Here is a 24,102-nt window from a genome sequence, read left to right on the forward strand (position 1 = left end):
GGCGGGGAGTGAGGCGGCCGGAGCCGCTCTCACTCCCCACGCCCGCAGTGACCATCGGAGAGAGCGGACAGAGCAATGATCAACGGATTCAAGGAATTCATCCTTCGCGGCAACGTCATCGAGCTGGCGGTCGCCGTCGTCATCGGCGCCGCGTTCACGGCCATCGTCAACGTCCTCGTCGAGGCGCTCATCAATCCGCTGATCGGCCTGTTCTTCCAGGCGGGAAGCCTGGATGAGGCGATGCAGGTGGAGGTGCCGACGCTCGGCGGAGGCACCTCGGTCTTCGCCTTCGGCCTGATCATCGGCGCGGTCATCAACTTCCTCGCGGTCGCCGCCGTCGTCTACTTCGTCTTCGTCCTTCCGATGAACAAGGCGAAGGAGCGCGCCGACCGCCTGCGTCCCGCCGTCGTCGAGCCCGAGCCGCTGCCCACCGAGGCCGAGCTCCTCATCGAGATCCGCGACCTCCTGCAGTCGCGCCGAAGCGTCTGACGACGCCATCCTCCGACCAGACCACCGCTAAGGGGCCCTGCGTGTCACCGTCATCCGTCTTCGCCCGCATCATCGGCACGAGAGAAAGGCGATCGCCTCGGTCCCGACCGATCGCCGCGGTCACCGCCGGCGTGCTCGTCGCCGCCGGCCTCACGGTCGCCGGAGCGGCCGCTCCGGCGGCAGCGGCGGCCCCCCTGGCCTGCATCAACACCCTGTACTTCAGCAACGGCACGGCGGGGAACGTCGGTCAGCTGGACCTCTCGACGGGTACGACCTCCGCCGCACCGGTCTTCGCGACCCCGGCGAATGCGGGCACGAGCACGAACCAGCTGGGGATCGGCGCCGACGGCACCGTCGCGATCACCGGAACGACCACGAGCGTCGTCGAGTACGAACCGGCGGCGAGCGCGGACGGCACGGTCACGGCCTCGCCCAAGACGGCGGGCGTCGCCCAGGGGACGATGGGCGCGATCAACCCGGCGACCGGGCTGTACTACTACGGCGGATTCTCGGGGAGCACCGTCAACCTCTACGTCTTCGACCCGGCGACGAACAGCGCGCCGGCGGGGCCCGTCGTGTCGATCACGACGACCAACCCGCCCGGTCTGAACGGCGACATCGCGTTCGACAAGACGGGTCGGCTGTACGTGGTCGCCGGAGGCGCGAACCAGGCCGCCCTGTACGTCGCCGACGGCACGGTCCCGACCTCCGGCACCGGCACCACCCTGAGCTCGCGCGAGCTGTCGCGCGGCACGACCACGGCGGCGACGAACGGCATCGCCTTCGGATCCGACGGCTTCCTCTACCTCGGCGGTCTCACCGTGCTGCAGAAGACGAACCCGATCACGGGCGCGCCGACCGGGACCACGTTCACCCTCACGGGCGCCACCTCGACCGACCTCGGCTCCTGCGCGAACCCGTCCACCGCACAGACCGTCACAGGATTCGACGGCCCCCGCGCCCAGCCCACCGATCAGGTGCGCGTCGTGCTCGAGGGCGGCTCGTACGGTCCTGACGGGACCACGCCGGACTTCCCGGACAGCGACTCCGGCCCCGACGGCGACGGCGACCCCAGCGAACCCGGCCTCATCATCCCGGGGGAGACCTACACGATGCGGCAGGAGCCCGTCGGCACCACGGACCTCGACGACTACACGACGACCTGGACGTGCACCGATGCGACCGGTGCCGTCGTCGCGAGCGGCACCGGCAACAGCGCCACGTTCACCGCGCCGGCCGGCACGGACGGCGCGAACATCGTCTGCGCCTTCGTCAACGTGCTCCCGCCGCTCGTCGCGGTCCCGGATGCCGGCATCGGCGTCTTCGGCGCCCCCATCCCGCTCCCGGGAGCCAAGAACGACCAGCCGGGAACCGGCACCATCCTGCCCGAGCAGACCGTGTTCACGGATCCGACCGCGACCGACGGCGGCAAGAGGCTCCAGACCCCCGACGGCGTCTGGACGATCGACACCGACGGCGGGATCACCTTCACCCCGGCCCCCGGGTTCAGCGGCGACGCCACCGCCGAGTACCGCATCGTCGACGACAACGGGCAGACATCCACCGCCACGGAGACCGCGACGGTGCGCCCCGGTCCCACGGCCGTCGCCGACACCGCTGCGACGACGCAGGGGACCAGTGTGCAGATCCCCGTGCTCGGGAACGATGCACCCGGCCAGAACGCCGACGGCACTCCGGGGGCCGTTCCGCCGGCATCCGTCGTCTTCGAGACGACCGGGCAGCCGGCCGGATCCGTCGTGAGCTCCGACGGCCGCCGTCTCGAAGTGCCGGGCGAGGGCGTCTACACGATCGACCAGACGACCGGCGTCGTGACCTTCGCGCCGGATCCGACCTTCGACGGCCCGACGACGACGCCCGTCGCCTACCGCTTCACAGACAGCCTGGGCAATCCCGCGGCGTCGACCATCACGGTCACGGTCACGGCCGTGACTCCGACGGCCGTGAACGATTCGACCACCACGCCGCACGCGACCCCGGTGACCGTCGACGTCGTCGGCAACGACGTCCCCGGACCCGGGGGCGCGATCGTCCCCACCTCGACGGTCTTCACCGATCCGGCCGCCACCGACGGCGGCACGTCTCTGGTCACACCCGAGGGCACCTGGCGCGTGACCCCGGAGGGGCAGGTCGAGTTCACTCCGGCGGACGGCTTCACCGGCACCGCGTCGACGCCGTATCGGATCACCGATGCGAACGGTCAGCAGAGCACCGCGACCGTGTCGGTCACCGTTCGCCCAGGACCGACCGCGAACCCGGACAGCGCCTCGACACCCCAGAACGTCGACGTGTCGTTCCCGGTCCTCGGCAACGACGTGCCCGGCACGGCGGCCGACGGCAGCGCGGGCGCCTTCGACCGTGATTCGTTCCGGTTCAGCGTCACGCCCGGGCTTCCCGCCGGCAGCGCGGTGGGCGGCAGCGGTCGCGTGCTCACGGTTCCCGGGGAGGGCGTGTACACCTTCGATCCGGCGACCGGTGACGTCACCTTCGACCCCGAGCCGCTGTTCACGGGCGCTGTGACGCCGGTCACGTACATCGTCACCGACTCGTTCGGCAACGACGCGTCGACGACGGTCTCCGTCACGGTCACCGCGGTGACGCCGACGGCGATCGGCGACGCCGCGAAGACTCCCGGGTCGACTCCCGTCGACATCGACATCCTCGCCAACGACGAGCCGGGCGCTCCCTCGGCGCCGCTCGTGCCCTCATCGGTCGTCTTCACCTCGCCGGATGCGACGGACGGGGGCAAGACGCTGGTCGTTCCCGGCGAGGGGACCTGGGTCGTGCGGGACGACGGCACGGTGCGCTTCAGCCCCGTCCCGGGCTTCGCCGGTCCGACCGCGCCGGTGGTCTATCGCGTGGCCGATGAGAACGGCACCCTCGCCACGGCCGAGATCATCGTCACCGTGGGCAGCGGGGCACTCGCTGCACCCGACGCGGAGACGACGCTGCAGAACACACCGGTCGTCCTCGACGTCCTGGACAACGACTTCGCGAGCGATCTCGGGAGCCCGTGCGATCCCGGTGAGACGAACGTGCCGGCCGGGTGCGACACGGGGATCCTCGTCCCGCCGAGCGTGATGTTCCCGACGGCGGGTCAGCCGGTGGGCGCGATCGTCACCGACGGCGGCACGACGCTGACCGTGCCGGGCGAGGGCGTGTACTCGGCCGATCCTGCCGGCAGAGTCACCTTCACCCCGGAACCGGCCTTCACCGGAACCGCGACGAGCGTCGTCTACGGCGCGACCGACTCGCACGGCGCGACCGTCTCATCGACCATCACCGTCACCGTCACCGGTGTGACGCCCCAGGCTCAGGACGACAGCGCGACCACACCGTTCGGAGTGCCCGTCGCCGTCGACCTGCTCGACGACGACAGCGCCGGCGACGCCTCGGCGCCGCTGGTGCCGGCCGCCACGGTGTTCCCGGCCACGGGACAGCCGTCCGGCGTCACCGTCTCCGCCGACGGAAAGACGCTCACGATCGACGGGCAGGGCACGTACGTGCTCGACGCCGCGGGCTCCGTCGTCTTCACGCCGGCCGATGGCTTCAGCGGAACGACGACCCCCGTGATCTACCGGATCGCCGACGCCAACGGCACGACCGACGACGCCCGCGTGCAGATCACCGTCCGGCCCGGACCGGTCGCGGCTCCCGACACGGACTCGACGCCGCAGGGCGTCCCGGTGACCCTGCGGCCGCTCGACAACGACACCCCGTCCCGCAACGCCGACGACTCGGAGGGCGCGTGGGATGCGAGCACTCTGCGCTTCCCGACCACGGGCCAGCCGGCCGGCGCCCAGGTGCTCGACGGGGGCACCCGCCTCGTCGTGCCCGGGGAGGGCACCTACACCGCGGCCGCCGACGGCTCGGTCACGTTCACGCCGCTCCCCGCCTTCGCCGGCCTCGCCTCCGTGGTGTCGTACACCGTCACAGACGCGATCGGGAACGGGGTCACCTCGACCATCGTGATCGAGGTCACCCCGGTCATCCCGACCGCGACCGACGACGCGGCCGTGACACCGTTCGCGACTCCCGTGACGTTCGACCTCGCCGGGAACGACGAGCCCGGCGACCCCGCGGTTCCTCTCGACCTCGCCTCCGTGGTCTTCGAGGCGTCCGGCATCCCCGCCGGCCTCACGGCCGAGATCCGCGACGGCGGCAAGACGCTCGACGTCGCCGGCGAGGGCGTCTACACGCTGCGCGCCGACGGGACGGTGACGTTCACGCCCGCGGAGGGTTTCAGCGGCACGACGACCCCGGTCCGCTACACGATCCTCGACGAGAACGGCTCGTCCGCGAACGCGGCGCTCACCGTGACCGTGCGACCGGGGCCCGACGCGAACGCCGATGTCGAGAGCACGCCGCAGAACGTGCCCGTGACCGTCGACATCCTCGGCAACGACAGCCCCGGGCAGCAGGCGGACGGGACGGACGGGGTGCTCGACCCCGCGTCCCTGGTCTTCCCCGCGACGGGTCAGCCGGTCGGCTCGACCGTCGGCGGAGGCGGCAAGACGCTCGACGTCCCCGGCGAGGGCACGTACGAGATCGGATCGGACGGACGGGTGACCTTCACGCCTGTTCCCGCGTTCCGCGGAGCGGCGACGCCCGTGACGTACGCCGTGACCGATTCGCTCGGCAACTCCGCCAGCTCGACGGTGACCATCACGGTCGCAGGCGTCGATCCGATCGCGCGGAACAACGCGGCGACCACCGCGCCGGGAGTCCCGGTGGTGATCGATGTGATCGGCGACGACGCTCCGGGTACCACCGGAGTGCCGCTCGACCGCTCGACCCTCCGCATCGTGGGCGCCGACGGCGCGCTCGTGACAGATCTCACCGTCCCCGGTGAGGGCGTCTGGACCGTGGTGGACGGCAAGATCGTGTTCACGCCCGCGCCCGGGTTCGTCGGCAGGACCACGTCGATCACCTACTCGGTGGCGGACGCGAACGGCACGCGGGTCACCGCGACCGTGACCGTGACGGTGGCCGCTGGCGCGGGCACCGCTCTCCCGACGACCGGTGGTGCCGTGCCGTGGATCCCCCTCGGGGCGGGCCTCCTGCTGCTGCTCGCCGGGATCGCGATCCTGATCCGTCGACGTTCGGCCTGACGTGAGGGCCACCGTCCCGACCGTCGTCGCGGCGCTCGCCGCGGCGGCGGTCCTCGCCGGATGCAGCCCGTACGGACCGCCCGCGCCCTCGGTCACCGGGGGGACGAGTGCCGTGGACGATCTGACGATCGATGAGTGCCCGCCGGGGAGCGGACGTCTGGCGTCGACGGGTTCATTGCAGAACAGCGAAGGCGACGCGGGCGACTATCTCGTGCGCGTGAGCTGGCTCGACACCGACGGATCCGTGATCGCGTCGGCGTGGCAGGAGATCGAGGCGGTGGATGCGGGAGCATCCGCCGACTGGTCCGTCTCCGCCGATCTCGGCGAGGCCTCCGCGAGCAGCTGCACCGTCGCTCTCACGCGCGGCGTTCTCTGACCCCACCGAGGCACGGGCGCTACAGAGCGGCGGTCACCCCGGGCAGCAGCTTGGTGAGGATCGTGCCGAGCTGCGCGCGCTCCTCGTCGCTGAGCGGACCCAGGACCAGCTCGCGGATCTGCGCGACGTGCACGGGCGCCGCCGACCGCAGCAGCTCACGTCCGGCGGGGGTGAGGGTCGCCGAGAGCGTTCGCCGGTCGCTGCCGCACGACGACCGCGCCACCCAGCCGCGCTCCTCGAGAGAGTCCAGGGCGTGGCTGAGGCGCGACCTGCTGAGCCCGGCGATCTGCGCGAGCTCGGTCATCGTGACCGTGCTCTCGCCCCGGCCGGCGAGCGTGATCAGGATCGCGTAGTGGGCGTGGTTGAGTCCGGTCTCGGCCTTGAGGGTGCGGTCGAGAACCTGCGGGAGCAGCTGCACGAACCGGATCGTCGGCAGCCACGTCGCCATCTCGGCGTCGTCGAGCCGACGCTCGTCCATCACGCGGCGGACAGGTCGATGGTGTGCGCGGTGTGATCGCGCTTGGCCTGCAGGTAGCGCGAGTTCGCGTCCGACAGGTGCACCCCGGTCGGCACACGGTCCGTGACCCGGATGCCGAGTCCCTCGAGCTGCACCGCCTTGTCGGGGTTGTTGCTGAGCAGACGGATGCCGTCGACCCCCGCGGCCCGCAACATCTGGGCTGCGACGGTGTAGTCGCGCTCGTCCTCGCCATGGCCGAGAGCGACGTTGGCCTCGTAGGTGTCGAGGCCGGAGTCCTGCAGGGCGTAGGCGTCGAGCTTGGCGTAGAGGCCGATGCCGCGACCCTCCTGGCGCAGGTAGAGCAGGAAACCGCCCTCGTCCGAGATCCGCTCGACCGCCTCGCGCAGCTGCGGGCCGCAGTCGCAGCGCTCGGAGCCGAACACGTCGCCGGTCAGGCACTCGCTGTGCGGGCGCACCAGCGGTGCGTCGCCACCGGCATCCGCTCGCTCCATCGCCGCGCGCCAGTCTCCGAGTCCCAGCAGCAGGTGCTCACGGCCGTCGACGAGTCCGTCGAACGTGACCACATCGGCGGTCGTGGCGAAACCGTCGGCGAAGCGCAGCGGCACGCGTACCCGCGTGCGCTCGGTGGCGACCGGAACGACGGTTGAAGTTTCAATCATGCGAGATGCAACGCGTCGACGGGTCGTCTATTCCCGCCGACGACGGATCAGCTTCAGCTCGCTGACGATGATGCCGAGCACGACGAGCGCCCCACCGATGAGTGCGGTGACCGGCAGACGCTCGCCGGCGATCCGCCCGATGACCCCGGCCCACACCGGTTCTCCGGCGTAGATGATCGTCGCGCGGGTCGGCGACACGGACTTCTGCGCCCAGTTCATCGTGAGCTGGATCAGGCAGCTGGCGGCGCCGAGCCCGACTGCGCAGCCCACCCAGATCCGGGAGAACTCGGGGATCCCCTCGCCGACGACCGGCATGGTCAGGAGCCCGAGCGCGCCGGCGGTCAGCAGCTGCACGACGGTGATGCGTCCGAGGTCGATCTTCCCGGCGAACACGCTGATGAGGATGATCTCCGCGGCGATCGGGAGGGTGCTGATCATTGTCGCGATCTCGCCGGTGCCGAGGCTGAGCGTGAAGGCGTCGGGGCCGGCGATGAGCACCAATCCGACGAAGGCGAGTCCCGCGCCGATGAAGGCCATGGCGGGTGGGCGCTTGCGGAACACCGCCCACTGCGCGAACGGGACGAGCGGCACGTACATCGCGGTGATGAACGCGGAGGTGCTGCTGTCGATCGTCTGCAGCCCGAACGTCTGCAGGCCGTAGCCGAGGTAGATCATCACGCCGATCGCGACGCCGGCTCCCACGTCCCGCCACCGGATGCCGCTCAGGACGCGCCGGAAGATCACGACGCTGATGAGTCCGGCGATGAGGAAGCGCACGCCGACGAAGAACCACGGCCCGGAATGCTGCATGGCCCAGTGCACGAGCAGGAACGTGCTGCCCCATACTGCGGTGATGGCGATGAGGGCGGCCTCCTGCGGGCGGAAGCGCATCCAGCGAAGACGAGAGGGCATCGTTGCCCTTTCTCGACGTTGCCGGATCGAGCCTATCCGCCCGACGGTGACGCGAGAAGACGGGCCGGCGCCGGATGCCGGATCCACTCGATAGCCTCGGAGGATGAGCAGCTTCGTGAGCGTGAACGCGGTGAATGACCTCCTGTCTCAGGGCGCCCCGGTGCGCCTGATCGACGTGCGGTGGCGACTCGATCGTCCGGAGGCCGGGCATGACGACTATCTGACCGGGCACATCCCCGGTGCGGTCTTCGCCTCGCTCGACACGGAGCTCTCGACGCACGGCGAGCCGTCGGAGGGTCGGCATCCGCTGCCGTCGACCGCGACCCTCCAGGCGGCGGCGCGCCGCTGGGGCGTGAACGACGGCGACATCGTGGTCGCATACGACGACGCCAAGAGCACGGCTGCGTCGCGCGCCTGGTGGCTCCTCCGCCAGGCCGGCGTCGACGTGCGCGTGCTCGACGGCGGCCTCCGCGCGTGGAAGGCCGCCGGGTTCGACATCGCCACCGACGACGTGATCCCCGAGACGGGTGAGGTCGTGCTCGAGGAGATCGGCGGCGATGCGCTCTCGATCGACGAGGCGGCCGCGTTCCCGGCATCCGGTGTCCTGCTCGACGTGCGCGCTCCCGAGCGCTACCGCGGCGAGACCGAGCCGCTCGACCCGCAGGCCGGGCACATCCCCGGCGCACGCAACCTCCCGACGATGCTGCATCTCGACGCCGAGGGGCGCCTGCTCGATCCGGAGACCGTCCGCGCGACATTCGCGGGCGTCGGAGTCGCACCGGGCACACCTGTCGCCGCGTACTGCGGCTCCGGCGTCACGGCCGCGCACACGGCGCTGATCCTCAGCGAGGTCGGCATCGACGCGAAGGTGTTCCCCGGGTCGTGGAGCCAGTGGTCGAACACGCCGGGTCGTCCGGTGGCGACGGGTGATCAGCCCGGCTGATCACCGGCGTCATCGCGGGGGCCGTACCCCCACAGCAGCTCCACGGCGCCCGGGCCGAAGGCGCGGTGGACCAGGTGCACCGACCCGCCGCCGTTGGGCGTCACCGGGGTGATCGTGATCCCGGATGCCGTCTCGACGCGCTCCTCGCACCAGTCCGGCAGCGCATTCGGATGGAACCGCACCCAGACCAGCAGTTCGCGGCACTGCCGGGCCACGCCGTGGCCGGTCTCGCGCGTCGGCGGATAGTCCGGCGGGTACTCGACCGACCATTCGACCATCGTCGTGTCGGGCGCGGACAGGGGAGCGTCGAGTTCGAACAGCACGCCGTGGACCTCGCCGCCGGCATGCGAGTACTCTCCCGCGATGCGTCCTCCCGACACCGCGCGGAAGATCGGCGAGGGGGTGCGGGTGCCGGGCGTCAGCTCGAGGAAGGGGGTGCCCGTCATCGTGCCGGACGTCGCCTGGAGGACGCTCCTCGTGATGCAGTACGACACGTTGCCGTCGGCGTCGACGTCGGTCACGGAGTGCGTCGTGATCTCGCGTGAATGGTCGGGATACGGGGCTCCGAGCGCGGCGTACGCGTCTTTCACCGCTGTCTCGAGGTCGTGCTGGTCGATCGGGAACTGACTCGGCCCGAGGGGGCCCGTCCGCTTGGTGGACGGGAGGAGCCCGGCCAGGGCGTCATCGTCGAGGCCGAGCAGCTGCTCGATGTCGGCCAGCGCCGCCAGGGACTGTGCGCCCTCCGGTCGCCGGGCGCCGGAGCGCCAATAGCTGAGCGTCGCCATCGAGACGCGGTTCCCCCGACGCTTCAACTGCCGCTGCAGCCAGGAGAGAGTGACGTCCTTCGCGTTGATGGCGTTGCGGAGGGCCCCGGCGAACGCCTCCGAGGAGGACCCGTGATCGTCATATTCGAAACTCATCACACCACCCCTCCGGTATGTGAAGGCCATCGTCCTAAAGTGAGCATACGACCGCACACGCGCACCTCAGGGGACCGGGTGGGCGAGTGGGGTCGATCGACTGTGTCGTCGAAGGGCAGGGTGCCCGACCTTGCGTACGACCAGTCTCACGCAGTGACGCCCCCTTACTGCGTTCGTCGTGAAGCCCGGTGATCGATCTGGGGAGATCCACCGGGCTTCACGAACACCCCTCCCGTGCGCTCCCGCGCGCGGCTCCGCGGCTTCGCGGCCCCGCGTAGACTGGGAGGAACACCCCGGAGGACTCTGGATCGTCATGTCTGCCCCTGCCCGCGCATTCACCATGCGACACGTGCAACTGCTGCGCGCGCTCTTCGCCGCCGTCGCCGCGCTGATGATCACGTTCTCCTCCGACCACTCGGCCCCGGTCGGGCTCTCCGTCTTCAGCGGCTTCGTGTTCGTCACGGCGCTCGTGCAGGTGCTGGCTGCGTGGCTGGTGCTGCCGGAAGGGTCGCGCTGGCCGCAGGTCCTGCTCGCGGCGCTCGGCGTCATCGCCGGCATGGCGAGCGGCATCCCCGCCTGGCGGTCGGATGATCTGTTCTTCGTGGTGGTCTCCGTCTGGGCCATCGTCACCGGCGGGGTCGAACTCCTCGCCGGCATCCGCGCGCGCCGCACGGCCGACCCGCTCGCGCGTGACGCGATCACCATCGGTGCGCTCGGCATCCTCCTCGGTGTCGTCCTCCTGCTGATCCCGGCCGGATTCGTGCAGGAGTACACGATCGACAAGGCGGGCACCTTCCTGCTCTCCGGCATCATCCTCGGGGTCGGCATGTTCGGCGGCTACGCCGCGATCGTCGCGGTCTTCCTCGGCATCGCGGGCCTCACCCCGAAGCGAGCGGATGCCGCCGCCGACGACCTCGCCGCAGCGTCCGCTGCCGCCGGTGCTGACCGCGCCGTGGCATCCGGTACCGATCAGAGCGCAGCCTCGGCCGAGCGCGGAGGAGAGCGATGAGCGACGAGAAGCCGACCCGGCGGGACATCCTGCGTCCGCTGCACCTGCTCGGCATCGCGCTGGGCTGCGGCATCTTCGCGATGGTCGTCACCCTGGTCTCCACCGGCGCCTTCACCGCGCGGGTGAACTCGGCGATCGCGGACGGCAGCTACGACGGCCTGACGCCGGTCGCACTCGGCCTCGTCGTCGGCGGCGGCGCGTTCATCGCGACCCTGCTGATCCTCGCGATGCTGATCCTCGCCGTCGATCCGGCCGACGTCACCAAGACGATCGACCGTCCGGTGCTGTACGACGCGGAGCCCGACGAGGACTCCGGCACCGACAAGCCGGCTCGCCCCGCTTCCTCCTGACCGTTCTTCGCGATCCGGAATACTCCTGGAGACGCGGGGCTTGTGCCTAGAGTGACTGCCTCCGTCGACCGCGCCTCCATCGGGCTGCGCTCGGCACGCGGACCGGTCCTCGGTGCGCTGATGCTCGCCACCGGACTCATCGCCATCGATGCCACGATCCTCGCGACGGCCGTGCCCAGCATCGTCCGCGAGCTCGGCAGCTACCAGCAGTTCCCGTGGCTGTTCTCCGTCTACCTGCTCGCGCAGGCGGTGAGCGTGCCGATCTACTCGCGCTTCGCCGACACGGTGGGGCGCAAGCCGATCATCCTCCTGGGCATCGGTCTCTTCCTGCTCGGCTCGATCCTCTGCGGGTTCGCGTGGAGCATGCCCGCCCTCATCGTCTTCCGCGTCATACAAGGCCTCGGCGCGGGGGCGGTGGCTCCGATGTCGATGACGATCGTCGGCGACATCTACACCGTCGCCGAGCGCGCCAAGGTGCAGGGCTACGTCGCGAGCGTCTGGGCCGTCTCGTCGGTCGTCGGTCCGGCACTGGGCGGCATCTTCGCGCAGCTGGACGCCTGGCGGTGGATCTTCTGGGTCAACATCCCGCTCTGTCTGATCGCCGGATGGATGCTGCTGCGCAAGTACCACGAGAAGAAGCAGACGCAGCGGCACCGGATCGACTACGCCGGAGCGGTACTGCTCACCATCGGACTGACCGGCATCATCCTCGGGATGCTCGAGGGCGGCAACGCCTGGGCGTGGCTCTCGGTGCAGAGTGCTCTCTGCTTCGGCATCGGCATCCTCGCCCTGGCGGCGTTCGTGCTCGTGGAGCGCCGCACGCCCGAGCCGATCGTCGACCTGCGCCTCGCGCGGAGGCGGCTCATCCTCACGACCACGATCGTCTCGCTCGGCGTCGGGGCGCTGATGATCGGAGTGACGAGCTTCGCGCCCGCCTACCTGGAGGGGTCCATCGGCATCGCACCGCTGCTGTCCGGACTCGCGGTCGCGGCGCTGACCCTCGGCTGGCCGCTCTCAGCGGCGAACGCCGGACGCCTCTACCTGCGGATCGGCTTCCGCCGCACCACTCTGATCGGGATGAGCATCGCGACGATCGCGGCCATCGCGCTCGCCGCCGTGTCACCGTGGCCGAATCCGTTCGTGATCGCCGGGGTGGCGTTCCTGTTCGGCTTCGGTCTGGGCTGGAGCGCCGCCCCCACCCTCATCGCCGCACAGGCCTCGGTCGGCTGGGGCGAGCGGGGCGCGGTCACCGGGATGAACGCGTTCGCACGGTCGGCGGGCAGCGCCGTCGGCGTCGCCGTGTTCGGTGCGATCTCGAACTCCGTGATCGCGCAGGGTCGCGGACCGGGAGACCCCGACACGATCATCTCGGCATCCGTCTGGGTGTTCGTCGCGGTCGCCGTCACCGCCGTGCTCACGCTGATCGCCGCCGCCTTCATGCCGAAGGACTCGGTGCCGGAGCGCTCCGGCGAGGTCGACGACTAGATCCGCAGCCGGCTCGGCGTGCGGTATTCAGTCAGGACTCAGGTCGGGACGGAACCTCGCCCGGGAAAGACGGGGACGTCCGGTCCCGACGCCCACGGTCTTGCTGAATTGTGAACGTGGTCTGCTCGGCCGCGTTGAGTCGGAGGTCTGGTCAGCGCGCGAGCTGCTCCGCGATGCCCGTGTAGGTCGCGGGAGTCAGAGCGAGCAGGCGCTGCTTCGCGGCGTCCCCGATCTCGAGGCCCTCGACGAACTCCGCCAGGTCGGCGCCGCCGACGCGGTGTCCGCGGGTGAGCTCCTTGAGCAGGGCGTACGGGTCGCTGATCGTCGAACGGCCGGCCACGACCTCGGCGCGGATGACGGTCTGGATGGCCTCGGCGAGCACCTCCCAGTTGACGTCGAGGTCGGCGAGCAGCACGTCGCGCGACAGCGAGATCGCGTTCAGACCCCGGCGCAGGTTGTCGAGCGCGAGCTGCGAGTGACCGAAGGCCACGCCGATGTTGCGCTGGGTGGTCGAGTCGGTCAGGTCGCGCTGCAGACGGCTGGTGACCAGCGTCTGTCCGAGCGATGCGAACAGGGCGCCCGAGATCTCGAGGTTCGCCTCGGCGTTCTCGAAGCGGATCGGGTTGATCTTGTGCGGCATCGTCGACGAGCCGGTGGCGCCGGCGACCGGGATCTGCGCGAAGTACCCGAGCGAGATGTACGTCCAGATGTCGGTGGCGAGGTTGTGCAGGATGCCGCCGGCGTGACGCACCCGGTCGTAGAGCTCGACCTGCCAGTCGTGCGACTCGATCTGCGTCGTGAGCACGTTGAAGCCGAGCCCCAGGCCCTCGATGTACTCGCGGGCGATGGTCGGCCAGTCGGCGTCAGGGTCGGCGGCGAGGTGCGCCGACCAGGTGCCGGTCGCGCCCGAGAACTTCGCCAGATAGTCGGATGCCGCGATCTGACCGCGCACCCGCTCGAGGCGCCACGCGAACACGGCGATCTCCTTGCCCATGGTCGACGGCGTCGCGGGCTGGCCGTGGGTGCGGGAGAGCATCGGGGCGTCGGCGTGCTCGACCGCGAGCTCGCGGAGCTTGGCGATCACGGTGTCGAGAGCGGGCAGCCAGACCTCTTCGACCGCGCGCTTGACCGTGAGGGCGTAGGAAGCGGAGTTGATGTCCTCGCTCGTGCAGGCGAAGTGGGTGAGCTCGGCGATCGCATCCAGCCCGAGCGTCGAGAGACGGTCGCGCACCAGGTACTCGATCGCCTTGACGTCGTGCTGCGTGACGGCTTCCTTCTCGGCGAGCCAGTCGATCTCGGCCTGGCCGAAGTCGCGGTACAGCGCGCGCAGACGCTCCTTGTCGGCATCCGACAGCGGTGTGGTCTCGAACAGCGAGCGGTCGGTGAGGGCGATCAGCCACTCGACCTCGACCTCGACGCGTGCGCGGTTCAGTCCGGCCTCGGAGAGGAAGTCGGCGAGGCCGGTGACGGCGCCGCGGTAGCGGCCGTCGAGAGGGCTCAGGGGCTGCGGCGGGAGCGAGGGCTGGAAAGTCAGGGGAGTCCTCCTGATGAGGCCCCGGAGTTCCGGGGCGTGCGGGGGAGACGAAGGGCGGGTTCGAGCTGGCGGAACAGGCCCCGTGTCGACGCCTCAATCATACCGAGCACCGAATCGAACATGTCGGCGCCCGCGTAGTAGGGGTCGGGTACGTCGTGCGTCGAGGCATCCGGATCGAAGGCCAGCAGCAGGGTGACCTTGCCCTCCTCGTCCTCGTCGCGGGCCCACTCGCGGAGGATGCGCTCGTGCGTGCGGTCGAGCGCGACGACGAGGTCGTTGTCGGCGAAGGACGCCGCGGTGAACTGCCGCGCGCGATGCTGGGACCCGTCGTAGCCCCGCCGAGCGAGCGAGTCGATCGTGCGGTGGTCGGCGCGCTCGCCGAGGTGCCAGTCACCCGTGCCGGCGCTGCGCGAGATGATGCGGGACCCGAGTCCCTGCCGCTCGGCGAGGTCGCGGAAGACGACCTCGGCCATGGGAGACCGGCAGATGTTCCCCGTGCAGACGAAGATCACGCGAAAGGGATCCGGGGAAGTCACCCGTCCATTCTGCCTGGCGTCGGCTGTCCTGCACAGCGGGCGCCGGCATACCGGCTCTCCACCGCTGCGGATGTTCCGGGTCGGATGGGAGTGGTGGATCACGGATGCTGGGCGCATGCACTCCTTCACACATGCAGAGGCCTACGCCTCGGACGCCTTCTGGGCGTGGGCGACCGCGCGGCGAGAGATCGACGCCGCGATCACCGCGCTCGAATCGGCGGGGGCCGCGCTGGTCGCTCTCGTCGACGATTCCGACTGGCAGTCGGACGGGGTCAGGGCGCTTCACGAACTGCTCGGTCGCGTCCAGGACGGCACAGGATCGGAGATCGGCGGACTGCAGGTGCGCGCGTGGGAGCTGGAGGCGGTGGTGCAGGGATGAGCGGCGACCTGGAGATCGATCACGGAGGTGCGATCGCCGTCGACACCGAGGCGATGCGCGATGTGGGCAGGCGCATGACGTCGCTGGCATCCCATCTCGAGGAGGCGCGGGACGCGGTCATGCGGGCTCGCGGGATCATCGTCGGCGCACCGGGCTTCGCCGAGCAGGTCGACGTCGGCGCGCTGGAGGCGAGCCGCGATCGCATCGGCGCGCTGCGATCCGAAGTGGACGAGGCCAGCATCGGCACGCTGCTGATGGCGGATGCATTCGAGATCGTCGAACTGCGCGCCGAGGCCGAGGCGCTGGCGCACACCGACGCCGCTGCCGCTGCCGCGCTCGAGGCCCGGATCGATCGGATGGTGGCCGCCGACGCGCGCATCGGCGCGATGGCGGACCAGCTCGTCGCCCAGTGGGAGAACGAGCGGTTCGAGGGGCTCGACACGCAGTGGGACATGGGTGAGCTCCTCCCGCCGTTCTTCACGATCGGCGCGTTCATCGGCACCACCGCGCGGCTCGGCCATGTGCTGCCGGGCATGACGCTCAAGGGCGATGTCGAGCCGGTGTCCGTCACCACCGTCAAGTCCTCCACGCCGGATGCGCCTCCGGCAACCCTTCGCGGGGCCTTCGAGAGGATGCCGAAGGACGCGAGTGCGCAGGTGGCCGTCGAGAAGCTCCGCTTCGACGACGGGTCGACGAAGTACATGGTGTATCTCAAGGGCACGCAGAACTTCGTGCCCTGGCAGGCCGGCGGGCCCGAACCCTGGGACATGAAGTCGAACGCCGAGCTGTACACGGGTGAGAAGTCGGCGTCGTACCAGGCGGTGATCGACGCGCTCCATGCCGCGGGCGCGGAATCCGGCGACACCATCGGCGTCGTCGCCCACTCTCAGGCGGGAATGATCGCGGTGCACATGGCGATGGAGAGCTCTTTCGATGTCGAGTTCGTCGCGACCGCGGGCAGCCCGACGGTCGGCACCTTCCGCGACGACCAGCTGGCCGTGCAGATCCTGCACACCGACGACGTCGTGGGCAGCATGTCCGGCGGCGGATCGCCCGCGGGCAGCGGATCGCCCGACAGCTTCATCGCGACCCGGGTGGCCGATCCGAATCCCGGGATCCAGGATCTGGCGCTCGCGCCGCACAGGTTCGAGCCCTACCTCGAGACCGCGGAGATGATCGACGAATCAGACGACCCGCGGGCTGTCGCACTCGACGACTACTGGACGCGGTTGGGCGAAGCCGTCTCGGTCGAGCGCACCGAGTATCACGCGGAGCGCATCCGGTGAGAGATGGCTGATTGCCGCCGTCGCCATCCGTCGCGATGTTCCGCTCCTGCAGCGGGATCGCGAGTTCGCGTTCCTCGCTGAGATCAGTCCGTTGCGGTTGCACGCGGTCGGCGGCTGACCGACTCCGTCTCAGTCGCGGCGCTGCTTCTTCGTCTGCGGGCGCAGGATGAAGCCGAAGATGCCGTTGATCACCGAGATGATGAGCGCGGCCAGCACGCCCCACCAGAAGTCGCCGACGGTCAGGCCCCAGCCGAACCCGCTCGTGATCCAGGCCGTGAGCCACAGCAGGAAGCCGTTGATGATGAGCCCGATGAGGCCGAGCGTGAGGATGTAGAGCGGGAAGGCGACGATCTTCACGACCGTGCCGATGATGGTGTTCACGATCGCGAAGATCGCGGCAACCGCGAGCAGCGTCAGCACCAGCTGAAGGGTCTCGCCGGGCGGGAACGCGGTGATCACGACCTGCAGGGCGGGGATCAGAGTGACCACCCAGAGGGCGAAGGCGTTGACGACGACGCGGATGATGAAGCGCATAGTGCGTCCAGTGTCGCACGCCCGCCCGCGCTTGTCAGGAAGCGGACGTCCCTTGCAGTGGAATGCGATGCGCTCGGATGCGCCGCTCGGATTCATCGAGGTCGATCTCTCCGGACGCGACGCCGACGACGAGGTCGAACGCATCGTCGGTCGCGAAGTTGTGCTTCCAGCCGTTGATCCAGAGGAACGCGACGAAGGTGGTCCACGCCGTGCGCTTGTTCCCGTCGGAAAGGGGATGGTTGCGAGCGAGCGACTCCAACAGCGCAGAAGCCTTTCGGTCGATCGTCCCGTAGGCATCATCGCCGAACAAGGATGCCGCCGGGCGGGCAAGCGCGGACGCGAGAAGCCCGGCGTCGCGCACGTGGAAGCCGAGCCGGTCGACGATGAGGAGTCCGTCTTCGAGAGTGAGGTACTCGGTCATGCGTCTTCGAGACGCTCCAGGAGTGCACTGTCATTGGTGAGGACGAAGTCGACCGCCGAGTTCACGAGTGCGGTGCGCGAGGTGTCGTTCGCGAATCGCGTCGCCGCTTCGATGATCACCGCGTGCTTCGACGTGTGCCGGGCGCGGGCGATCGCCTCGAGCTGGGCATCGAGTTCTTCCGGGAGCCGCACGGTCATAGCCATACCAGAATGGTACCACTCGCTATCCCCCGGAACCCGGGACCCCGAGACTTCTAGACTGGCGATGTGACCGAGCCGATCCTGCCCCGCATCCGCCCCGCCATCGCTGCGCTCGCGCCGTATCGGCAGGGCAGGCAGGCGGGTCCCGATGCGTTCAAGCTCTCCAGCAACGAGAACCCCTTCGAACCGCTGCCGTCGGTGCTCGACGCTCTCCAGCGCACGACGCCGATCAACCGCTACCCGGATGCGACCGCCGGGCGTCTGCGCACGCGGCTCGGAGAGCGCTACGGGGTCGAGGCCGACCAGGTGCACGTCGCGTCCGGCAGCGTGTCGATCCTGCACCAGCTGATCCTCGCGACGGCGTCGGTGGGCGACGAGGTCATCTACGCGTGGCGCTCCTTCGAGGCGTACCCGAGCCTCCCGCTCGTGGCGGGCGCGACCGGGGTGCAGGTGCCCCTCACGGCCGACTCCCGGCACGACCTCGACGCGATGGCGGATGCCGTCACCGACCACACCCGCGCGATCATCGTCTGCACGCCCAACAACCCGACCGGGCCGATCGTCACGAGCGCGGAGTTCGCCGCGTTCGTCGCGCGGGTCCCGGCCGACGTCCTCATCATCCTCGACGAGGCGTACGCCGAGTTCGTGACGGCGTCCGACGCGGTCGACGGCCTCGCCGAGCGCGTCTTCGAGCAGCACCCGAACGTCGTGGTGCTGCGCACCTTCTCGAAGGCCTACGGGCTCGCGGGACTCCGCGTCGGTTACGCGATCGGACACGAGAAGGTGCTGGATGCCGCGCGCACCACCGGCATCCCGCTCTCGGTCACGTCCGCCGCCGAGAACGCTGCGATCGCGAGCCTCGACGCCGAGGGGGAGCTCCTCGAGCGCGTCGCCGTGATCGTCGAGCGCCGCACCCGCCTGGTGGAGGGCCTCCGCGCGCAGGGCTGGGACGTCCCGGACTCGCAGGCGAACTTCGTCTGGCTGCCGACGGGGGAGAGCACCGAGGAGGTGGCCGCCGCCTTCATCGAGAACGACCTCGTCGTGCGGCCGTTCCCCGGCGACGGCATCCGCATCTCCGTGGGCGAAGAGGGCTCCATCGCCCGCGTCCTCGAGGTCGCGGCCGCCGCCCGCTGAGCTCGCGTCGCGCGTCGTTCCGCCCCGATTCTCCGGTTTCCCGGGAGATACGAGGGCCTCCTAGGTATGCGTGACCGGGCATGCCGGCGCGGGTACCGTGAGGATGTGACCTCGTCTGAGACTGAACTCGTCCGCGTCCTCGATCAGGACGGCCGCTACGCTCCCAGCCCCGCCGCCGAGCAGTATCTGCCGTTGATCGAGGCGATCAGCGATGCAGAGCTCGAGCAGTTCTACCGCGACATGGTGGTCATCCGCGCCATCGACACCCAGGCGACCAACCTGCAGCGTCAGGGGCAGCTCGCCCTGTGGCCGCCGAGCCGCGGCCAGGAGGCGGCACAGGTCGGATCGGGCCGTGCCGCGCGCGCACAGGACACGATCTTCCCGTCGTACCGCGAGCACGCGGTGACGCGGATCCGCGGCGTCGACCCGCTCGACATCATCAAGCTCATGCGCGGCGTCTCGCACGGCGGGTGGGACCCGACGGACCCGAAGAACGGCAACACCCGTCTCTACACGCTGGTGCTCGGCTCGCAGGTGCTGCACGCGGCCGGCTACGCGATGGGCCTGTCCTTCGACGGACGCAGCGGCACCGGCGATGCCGATCGCGACGAGGCCGTCATCGTCTACTACGGCGACGGCGCCTCGAGCCAGGGCGACGTGCACGAGGCCATGGTCTTCGCCGCGAGCTACCAGGCCCCCACGGTCTTCTTCCTGCAGAACAACCACTGGGCGATCTCGGTTCCGGTCACGACACAGTCGCGCGTGCCGCTGGTGCAGCGCAGCGCCGGCTACGGCATCCCGAGCGTCCGGGTCGACGGCAACGATGTGCTCGCCAGCTATGCGGTGTCGCGCGTGGCGCTGGACGAGGCCCGCAGCGGCCAGGGTCCGCGCGCGATCGAGGCGGTCACCTACCGCCTCGGCGCGCACACCACGAGCGACGACCCGACCAAGTACCGGCACACCGACGAGGAGGACATCTGGGCGCTCCGCGACCCGATCGTGCGCATGCGCACCTTCCTCGAGGGTCGGGGAGCTGCGGCCTCCGTCTTCGACGATGCGGATGCCGAGGGCGCGGATGCCGCGGAGGATCTGCGTGCCCGGACCGTCGAGCTCGGACCGCCGCCGGTGAGCCGGATGTTCGACCACGTCTACAGCGATCCGCATCCGCTGATCGAGGAGCAGAAGGCCTGGCAGGCGAAGTACGAGGCGTCGTTCGAGGGAGGAGCACTGTGACTCTCGAGACGATGCCCCTGAGCAAGGCCATGAACGCCGGTCTGCGCAAGGCGATGGAGAACGACCCGAAGGTCATCCTGATGGGGGAGGACATCGGCAAGCTCGGCGGCGTCTTCCGCGTCACCGAGCACCTGCAGCGCGACTTCGGGGAGAAGCGGGTGCTCGATACCCCGCTGGCCGAGTCGGGGATCGTCGGCACGGCGATCGGACTCGCGATGACCGGTTTCCGTCCGGTCATCGAGATCCAGTTCGACGGGTTCGTGTTCCCCGCGTTCGACCAGATCACCACGCAGCTGGCGAAGCTGACCAACCGGCACGAGGGGAAGCTCTCGCTGCCGATCGTGATCCGCATCCCGTACGGCGGGCACATCGGCGCGGTCGAGCACCACCAGGAGAGCCCGGAGGCGTACTTCACGCACACCCCGGGGCTGCGGGTGGTCTCGCCGTCGACGCCGAACGACGCCTACTGGATGATCCAGGAGGCGATCGCCTCGAACGATCCCGTGATCTTCATGGAGCCGAAGAGCCGCTATTGGCCCAAGGGCGAGGTCGAGCTCGACGCCTCTGCCGCCCCGCTGCACGCTTCGCGCGTCGTGCGCACCGGCAGCGACGTCACGCTCGTCGGCCACGGCGCCATGGTCACGACGCTGCTCCAGGCCGCGGCGCTCGCCGAAGCCGAGGGCACGAGCTGCGAGGTCGTCGACGTGCGATCGCTGTCGCCGGTCGACTACGAGCCGATCCTCGACTCGGTGCGCAAGACCGGTCACATGGTCTACGCGCAGGAGGCGCAGGGCTTCACGAGCCTCGGCAGCGAGATCGCCGCGACCGTGATGGAGCGCGCGTTCTACGCGCTGGAGGCTCCGGTGCTGCGCGTCTCCGGCTACGACACCCCGTTCCCGCCCGCGAAGCTCGAGGGCGTGTATCTTCCGGATGCCGACCGCATCCTCGAAGCCGTCGACCGCTCCCTGGCCTACTGACGCTGTTCCGAAAGGCATCCTCATGAGCACGCAGAACTTCAACCTCCCCGATGTCGGTGAAGGCCTGACCGAGGCCGAGATCGTGTCGTGGAAGGTCGCCCCGGGCGACACCGTCGCGATCAACGACGTGATCTGCGAGATCGAGACCGCGAAGTCGCTCGTCGAGCTGCCGTCGCCGCACGCCGGCGTCGTGGGCGAGCTGCTCGCGGCCGAGGGGACGACGGTCGAGGTCGGCTCGCCGATCATCGCCTTCACCACGGCGGATGCCGCTGCAGCGCCCGCGGTCGCGGTCGCCCCGGCACCCGAGGAGGGCGGCGGTTCCGTGCTCGTCGGCTACGGCACCGGGGGAGGAGCGACCTCGCGCCGCAAGCGCCCGGCCGAGCGCGCCGTGCGGTCATCCGTCGGCGTCATCGCGAAGCCTCCGATCCGCAAGCTCGCCCGTGACCTCGGCGTCGACCTCACCGCGGTCACGCCGACCGGCGCCGACGGCGAGGTCACGCGTGACGACGTCGTGAAGCACGCCTCCCAGGCGAGCGTGTTCCGCAACATCGAGACCCCCGAGTGGGGCGAGGTGCGCGAGGAGACGGTTCCCGCTCCGCAGAGCGCCCCGGCCGGACTCGCCCGTGGACTCGCCCCTGCTCCGGCTCCCGCCGGCGCGAGCGACGACGGACGCACCGAGTCCATCCCGGTCAAGGGCGTGCGCAAGGCCACGTCGTCGGCGATGGTGCAGAGTGCCTACTCCGCGCCGCACGTGACGGTCTGGAAGGAGATCGACGCGAGCCGCACGATGGAGCTCGTCAAGCGTCTCAAGGCCTCGCCCGACTACGCCGACATCCGCGTCTCGCCGCTGCTGATCATGGCGCGCGCCGTCATCTGGGCGGCCCGCCGCACGCCGATGGTCAACGCGGCGTGGATCGAGACGGATGCCGGGGCCGAGATCTCCGTGCGCCACTACGTGAACCTCGGCATCGCGGCCGCCACCCCGCGCGGCCTGCTCGTGCCGAACATCAAGGACGCGCAGGACCTCGGCATGAAGGACCTCGCCCGCGCGCTCAACCGCCTCACGGTCACGGCCCGCGAGGGCAAGACCTCGCCCGCCGACCAGCAGGGCGGCACGATCACGATCACCAACATCGGCGTGTTCGGGATGGATGCCGGCACGCCGATCATCAACCCCGGCGAGGCCGGGATCGTGGCCATGGGCACGATCAGCCAGAAGCCGTGGGTCGTCGACGGCGAGGTGCGTCCCCGCTGGGTGACGACGGTCGCGGGTTCCTTCGACCACCGTGTGATCGACGGCGACGGCATGAGCCGGTTCATCGCCGACGTGGCATCCGTGCTCGAGGAGCCGGCGCTGCTTGTCGACTGATGTGAGACGTCGCCCTAAATGATCCAGATGACGGTTGAAGTTGATCCGAGCCAGACCATGTGCGCCGAATCAGGGACTTGCGCCATGAGAACACTGGGATCTCTCGTAATTGTCTCACGGAGGGTGTGAGTTGCCACGAAACGCCCGCCCCTCGCCCGCCGATATGACGCCTTCTTGGCCGGTGGGCCCGTCACTCGACCACGCCGCGGAAACCGCCCGGCTGTTCGCGTTGAACGTTCGCTCTGCCATCGGAGATCAGAGCCTCCGGGCCGTGGGGCGAGCCGCGCACGTCGATGAAGGCACTATCCGCCACATACTGGCTGGCGCAACGTGGCCAGATCTTCGGACCATCGCTCTCTTGGAAGAGGCGCTTGGCCGACGTCTATATCCCAACCGCTATAGCTAAGGCGAGGACGGGCGGAGCGTTCATCGTAGCGACGAGTCGTCGCATGCATCACGGAGACGCAGTTCTCGGCTTGAGAGAGCTGCGATGCGCCGAGCCGGCTCAGGCGGGGCCGAGGCGGCGGCCGCTCGATCCCCGGATGACCAATGAGGTGTCAAGAAGCTGATCGATTTGGCTCTGCGCACCGTCGACTCCGAGCTCAGCGAGGAGATGACCAACTGCACGCGCTCCGGCGGTGGGGAGCTGAGACCGGACAGTCGTTAGCGCCGGAACGATCAATTCGCTTCCGAAGATGTCGTCGAACCCGGCTACCGTGATGCCCTCCGGTACGCGGACGCCCCTGCTCGCGGCCGCTTGCATGAGTCCAATCGCGAGCAGGTCGTTGAACGCCACAACCGCGGTTGGCTGTGCGGCAGATACCCGGTCGAATGCGGAGATACCGCCTTCGATGGTGGGCCGATTCGGTCCGATCTCGACCGCCGATACGCCGGCGTCCACGGCTCTGGCCACCAACTCGTTCCACCGCTGCTGGCTGATCCAGGACGTCGCTGGACCGGCGACGTAGGCAATCGAACTGTGGCCGAGCGCAACAAGGTGATCGAAGAGCTCGCTGACCCCTTTGCGAACATCAGGCAGCACACTCGCAACCCCCTCGACGGAGCGGTTCAGCACCACGACCGGACGGCGCGCGGCGATGTCTGAGATCGCTGCGTCCGGAAGGCGCGTGGTCGCGAGGATGAGTCCGTCAACACTGGGAAGAAGCCGCCGAATGGTCTCGATCTCAGCCGCTTCAGACTCTTGTGATTCTGCGATGACCAACGTGTATGCGGCCTCAGACGCGGCTTGTTCTGCGCCTCGTATGATGCCGAAGATTACCGGGTTCGTGATGTCGGCAACTAGGACCCCAATCGTGTGGCTTCGCCCTGTCGGTAGGGCCCGGGCCATGGGGTTGAACTGGAAATCGAGTCTGTCCGCCGCCGCCCGTATTCGGGTCTCCGTCTTCTGGCTGATGCGGCCAGGTTTGGTAAGGGCGCGAGACACCGTGGACGGATTCACCCCAGCCAGTGCTGCAACGTCGTAGATCGTCGATGCACCCCGGCGCTCAATCCTCGCGCTGAGTTCGGCAGGGATGTCGGAGAAGTCGGGTGAAACCGCAGCATGAAGGTGATCGTTGCCACTCATGCTCGATCCCCTCCCGTCAGATGCCCGGCCTCATTCGCCAGTTACCCGACTTGTTACGGCACTCTTGGCATTCGGTGGACAGCGTATACCGACGATGCCCTCTCAGGCTAGCAAGCCTGATATTTCAGGAAAGTCTGTTCTTCCGACATCGTCTTTGTGAAGTC

At 69.5% G+C, this 24,102-nt stretch carries 23 protein-coding genes; 13 read left to right on the forward strand and 10 right to left on the reverse strand.

The genetic code is table 11. From position 1 onward, the window contains the following. Positions 1–75 precede the first annotated feature (75 nt). From mscL to DC434_RS01405, 3 genes are read left to right on the forward strand one after another with little or no spacing between them, the layout of a single operon-like run. A complete protein-coding gene (gene mscL / locus DC434_RS01395) occupies positions 76–489 on the forward strand; it encodes a large conductance mechanosensitive channel protein MscL (protein WP_116633483.1) in 414 nt (137 codons plus the stop codon). Between the two features lie 41 nt (positions 490–530). Further along, positions 531–5,618 carry a tandem-95 repeat protein gene (locus tag DC434_RS01400; RefSeq protein WP_133192760.1) on the forward strand — a complete coding sequence of 1,696 codons (5,088 nt, stop codon included), beginning with the start codon at positions 531–533 and terminating at the stop codon, positions 5,616–5,618. Between the two features lies 1 nt (position 5,619). Next, positions 5,620–5,994 (forward strand): hypothetical protein, encoded by a 375-nt coding sequence (locus tag DC434_RS01405; RefSeq protein WP_116633485.1) that lies wholly within the window; start codon positions 5,620–5,622, stop codon positions 5,992–5,994. Between the two features lie 19 nt (positions 5,995–6,013). On the opposite strand, the gene DC434_RS01410 is transcribed toward DC434_RS01405, so the two are convergent. Genes DC434_RS01410 through DC434_RS01420 form a run of 3 tightly spaced genes read right to left on the reverse strand, consistent with a single transcriptional unit; the run spans position 6,014 to position 8,043 of the window. Beyond that, positions 6,014–6,472: a MarR family transcriptional regulator gene (locus tag DC434_RS01410; RefSeq protein WP_116633486.1), complete on the reverse strand. Its 459-nt coding sequence runs from the start codon at positions 6,470–6,472 to the stop codon at positions 6,014–6,016. Then, complete coding sequence (gene ribA, locus DC434_RS01415) at positions 6,472–7,131, reverse strand: GTP cyclohydrolase II (protein ID WP_116633487.1); 660 nt, start codon at positions 7,129–7,131, stop codon at positions 6,472–6,474. Before ribA ends, DC434_RS01410 begins: the two co-directional genes overlap by 1 nt. Before the next feature lie 27 nt (positions 7,132–7,158). Continuing rightward, the gene (locus DC434_RS01420; protein ID WP_165807963.1) at positions 7,159–8,043 is read right to left on the reverse strand and encodes a DMT family transporter; all 885 of its coding nucleotides are present in this window, start codon (positions 8,041–8,043) and stop codon (positions 7,159–7,161) included. 103 nt (positions 8,044–8,146) lie between these two features. On the opposite strand from DC434_RS01420, the gene DC434_RS01425 reads away from it, so the two are divergent. Continuing rightward, entirely contained in the window at positions 8,147–8,986 is an 840-nt protein-coding gene (locus tag DC434_RS01425; RefSeq protein ID WP_116633489.1) for a sulfurtransferase, read from the forward strand. Here DC434_RS01425 and DC434_RS01430 read toward each other — a convergent pair. Further along, complete coding sequence (locus tag DC434_RS01430; RefSeq protein ID WP_116633490.1) at positions 8,974–9,906, reverse strand: hypothetical protein; 933 nt, start codon at positions 9,904–9,906, stop codon at positions 8,974–8,976. The genes DC434_RS01425 and DC434_RS01430 overlap by 13 nt on opposite strands. Before the next feature lie 313 nt (positions 9,907–10,219). Between DC434_RS01430 and DC434_RS01435 the strand changes: the two genes are divergently transcribed. Genes DC434_RS01435 through DC434_RS01445 form a run of 3 tightly spaced genes read left to right on the forward strand, consistent with a single transcriptional unit; the run spans position 10,220 to position 12,750 of the window. Further along, positions 10,220–10,915, forward strand: coding sequence for an acyl-CoA synthetase (locus tag DC434_RS01435; RefSeq protein ID WP_116633491.1), 696 nt, complete (start codon positions 10,220–10,222; stop codon positions 10,913–10,915). Further along, a complete protein-coding gene (locus DC434_RS01440) occupies positions 10,912–11,265 on the forward strand; it encodes a hypothetical protein (protein WP_116633492.1) in 354 nt (117 codons plus the stop codon). The genes DC434_RS01435 and DC434_RS01440 overlap by 4 nt, the downstream gene beginning before the upstream one ends. Positions 11,266–11,316: 51 nt before the next feature. Next, positions 11,317–12,750: an MFS transporter gene (locus tag DC434_RS01445; RefSeq protein ID WP_116633493.1), complete on the forward strand. Its 1,434-nt coding sequence runs from the start codon at positions 11,317–11,319 to the stop codon at positions 12,748–12,750. Positions 12,751–12,901: 151 nt separating this feature from the next. On the opposite strand, the gene purB is transcribed toward DC434_RS01445, so the two are convergent. Together purB and DC434_RS01455 are read right to left on the reverse strand one after the other, a co-directional pair. Next, positions 12,902–14,284, reverse strand: a complete 1,383-nt coding sequence (purB, locus tag DC434_RS01450; RefSeq protein ID WP_116633494.1) for an adenylosuccinate lyase — start codon at positions 14,282–14,284, stop codon at positions 12,902–12,904. Further along, positions 14,281–14,820: a low molecular weight protein-tyrosine-phosphatase gene (locus DC434_RS01455; protein ID WP_207769868.1), complete on the reverse strand. Its 540-nt coding sequence runs from the start codon at positions 14,818–14,820 to the stop codon at positions 14,281–14,283. The genes purB and DC434_RS01455 overlap by 4 nt, the downstream gene beginning before the upstream one ends. Positions 14,821–14,935: 115 nt before the next feature. Between DC434_RS01455 and DC434_RS01460 the strand changes: the two genes are divergently transcribed. Both DC434_RS01460 and DC434_RS01465 read left to right on the forward strand, forming a co-directional pair. After that, entirely contained in the window at positions 14,936–15,199 is a 264-nt protein-coding gene (locus DC434_RS01460) for a hypothetical protein (RefSeq protein WP_116633496.1), read from the forward strand. Next, a complete protein-coding gene (locus DC434_RS01465) occupies positions 15,196–16,485 on the forward strand; it encodes a hypothetical protein (protein ID WP_116633497.1) in 1,290 nt (429 codons plus the stop codon). The genes DC434_RS01460 and DC434_RS01465 overlap by 4 nt, the downstream gene beginning before the upstream one ends. A 129-nt stretch (positions 16,486–16,614) precedes the next feature. Here DC434_RS01465 and DC434_RS01470 read toward each other — a convergent pair whose 3' ends face one another. The 3 genes from DC434_RS01470 to DC434_RS01480 are packed head-to-tail and all read right to left on the reverse strand — an operon-like array spanning position 16,615 to position 17,643. After that, complete coding sequence (locus tag DC434_RS01470; protein WP_116633498.1) at positions 16,615–17,019, reverse strand: phage holin family protein; 405 nt, start codon at positions 17,017–17,019, stop codon at positions 16,615–16,617. Between the two features lie 34 nt (positions 17,020–17,053). After that, positions 17,054–17,440 carry a Fic family protein gene (locus DC434_RS01475; protein WP_116633499.1) on the reverse strand — a complete coding sequence of 129 codons (387 nt, stop codon included), beginning with the start codon at positions 17,438–17,440 and terminating at the stop codon, positions 17,054–17,056. Next, positions 17,437–17,643, reverse strand: a complete 207-nt coding sequence (locus DC434_RS01480; RefSeq protein ID WP_116633500.1) for a ribbon-helix-helix protein, CopG family — start codon at positions 17,641–17,643, stop codon at positions 17,437–17,439. The genes DC434_RS01475 and DC434_RS01480 overlap by 4 nt, the downstream gene beginning before the upstream one ends. A 63-nt stretch (positions 17,644–17,706) precedes the next feature. Here DC434_RS01480 and DC434_RS01485 point away from each other — a divergent pair, with 63 nt between their 5' ends. From DC434_RS01485 to DC434_RS01500, 4 genes are all read left to right on the forward strand, one after another. Then, on the forward strand, positions 17,707–18,774 hold the full coding sequence (locus DC434_RS01485) for a histidinol-phosphate transaminase (protein ID WP_116633501.1): 1,068 nt from the start codon (positions 17,707–17,709) through the stop codon (positions 18,772–18,774). A gap of 105 nt (positions 18,775–18,879) precedes the next feature. Next, the gene (locus DC434_RS01490) at positions 18,880–20,007 is read left to right on the forward strand and encodes a thiamine pyrophosphate-dependent dehydrogenase E1 component subunit alpha (RefSeq protein ID WP_243408749.1); all 1,128 of its coding nucleotides are present in this window, start codon (positions 18,880–18,882) and stop codon (positions 20,005–20,007) included. Between the two features lie 11 nt (positions 20,008–20,018). After that, positions 20,019–20,984 carry an alpha-ketoacid dehydrogenase subunit beta gene (locus tag DC434_RS01495; protein WP_165807986.1) on the forward strand — a complete coding sequence of 322 codons (966 nt, stop codon included), beginning with the start codon at positions 20,019–20,021 and terminating at the stop codon, positions 20,982–20,984. A 22-nt stretch (positions 20,985–21,006) separates the two neighbouring features. Further along, entirely contained in the window at positions 21,007–22,353 is a 1,347-nt protein-coding gene (locus DC434_RS01500; protein WP_116633504.1) for a dihydrolipoamide acetyltransferase family protein, read from the forward strand. Positions 22,354–22,858: 505 nt separating this feature from the next. On the opposite strand, the gene DC434_RS01505 is transcribed toward DC434_RS01500, so the two are convergent. Beyond that, the gene (locus DC434_RS01505) at positions 22,859–23,938 is read right to left on the reverse strand and encodes a LacI family DNA-binding transcriptional regulator (protein ID WP_116633505.1); all 1,080 of its coding nucleotides are present in this window, start codon (positions 23,936–23,938) and stop codon (positions 22,859–22,861) included. Positions 23,939–24,102: the final 164 nt, after the last annotated feature.

The organism is Microbacterium sp. TPD7012, from assembly GCF_003075395.1.
Taxonomy (GTDB): domain Bacteria; phylum Actinomycetota; class Actinomycetes; order Actinomycetales; family Microbacteriaceae; genus Microbacterium.

What these genes read in the sequence shown, in the direction of transcription:
- DC434_RS01440 (WP_116633492.1), top strand. Translation starts at nt 10,912, where the DNA reads ATGAGCGACGAGAAGCCGACCCGGCGGGACATCCTGCGTCCGCTGCAC.
- DC434_RS01480 (WP_116633500.1), bottom strand. Translation starts at nt 17,643, where the DNA reads ATGGCTATGACCGTGCGGCTCCCGGAAGAACTCGATGCCCAGCTCGAG.
- DC434_RS01495 (WP_165807986.1), top strand. Translation starts at nt 20,019, where the DNA reads ATGCCCCTGAGCAAGGCCATGAACGCCGGTCTGCGCAAGGCGATGGAG.
- DC434_RS01460 (WP_116633496.1), top strand. Translation starts at nt 14,936, where the DNA reads ATGCACTCCTTCACACATGCAGAGGCCTACGCCTCGGACGCCTTCTGG.
- DC434_RS01500 (WP_116633504.1), top strand. Translation starts at nt 21,007, where the DNA reads ATGAGCACGCAGAACTTCAACCTCCCCGATGTCGGTGAAGGCCTGACC.
- ribA (WP_116633487.1), bottom strand. Translation starts at nt 7,131, where the DNA reads ATGATTGAAACTTCAACCGTCGTTCCGGTCGCCACCGAGCGCACGCGG.
- DC434_RS01465 (WP_116633497.1), top strand. Translation starts at nt 15,196, where the DNA reads ATGAGCGGCGACCTGGAGATCGATCACGGAGGTGCGATCGCCGTCGAC.
- DC434_RS01475 (WP_116633499.1), bottom strand. Translation starts at nt 17,440, where the DNA reads ATGACCGAGTACCTCACTCTCGAAGACGGACTCCTCATCGTCGACCGG.
- DC434_RS01470 (WP_116633498.1), bottom strand. Translation starts at nt 17,019, where the DNA reads ATGCGCTTCATCATCCGCGTCGTCGTCAACGCCTTCGCCCTCTGGGTG.
- DC434_RS01410 (WP_116633486.1), bottom strand. Translation starts at nt 6,472, where the DNA reads ATGGACGAGCGTCGGCTCGACGACGCCGAGATGGCGACGTGGCTGCCG.
- mscL (WP_116633483.1), top strand. Translation starts at nt 76, where the DNA reads ATGATCAACGGATTCAAGGAATTCATCCTTCGCGGCAACGTCATCGAG.
- DC434_RS01435 (WP_116633491.1), top strand. Translation starts at nt 10,220, where the DNA reads ATGTCTGCCCCTGCCCGCGCATTCACCATGCGACACGTGCAACTGCTG.
- DC434_RS01430 (WP_116633490.1), bottom strand. Translation starts at nt 9,906, where the DNA reads ATGAGTTTCGAATATGACGATCACGGGTCCTCCTCGGAGGCGTTCGCC.
- DC434_RS01420 (WP_165807963.1), bottom strand. Translation starts at nt 8,043, where the DNA reads ATGCCCTCTCGTCTTCGCTGGATGCGCTTCCGCCCGCAGGAGGCCGCC.
- DC434_RS01425 (WP_116633489.1), top strand. Translation starts at nt 8,147, where the DNA reads ATGAGCAGCTTCGTGAGCGTGAACGCGGTGAATGACCTCCTGTCTCAG.
- DC434_RS01505 (WP_116633505.1), bottom strand. Translation starts at nt 23,938, where the DNA reads ATGAGTGGCAACGATCACCTTCATGCTGCGGTTTCACCCGACTTCTCC.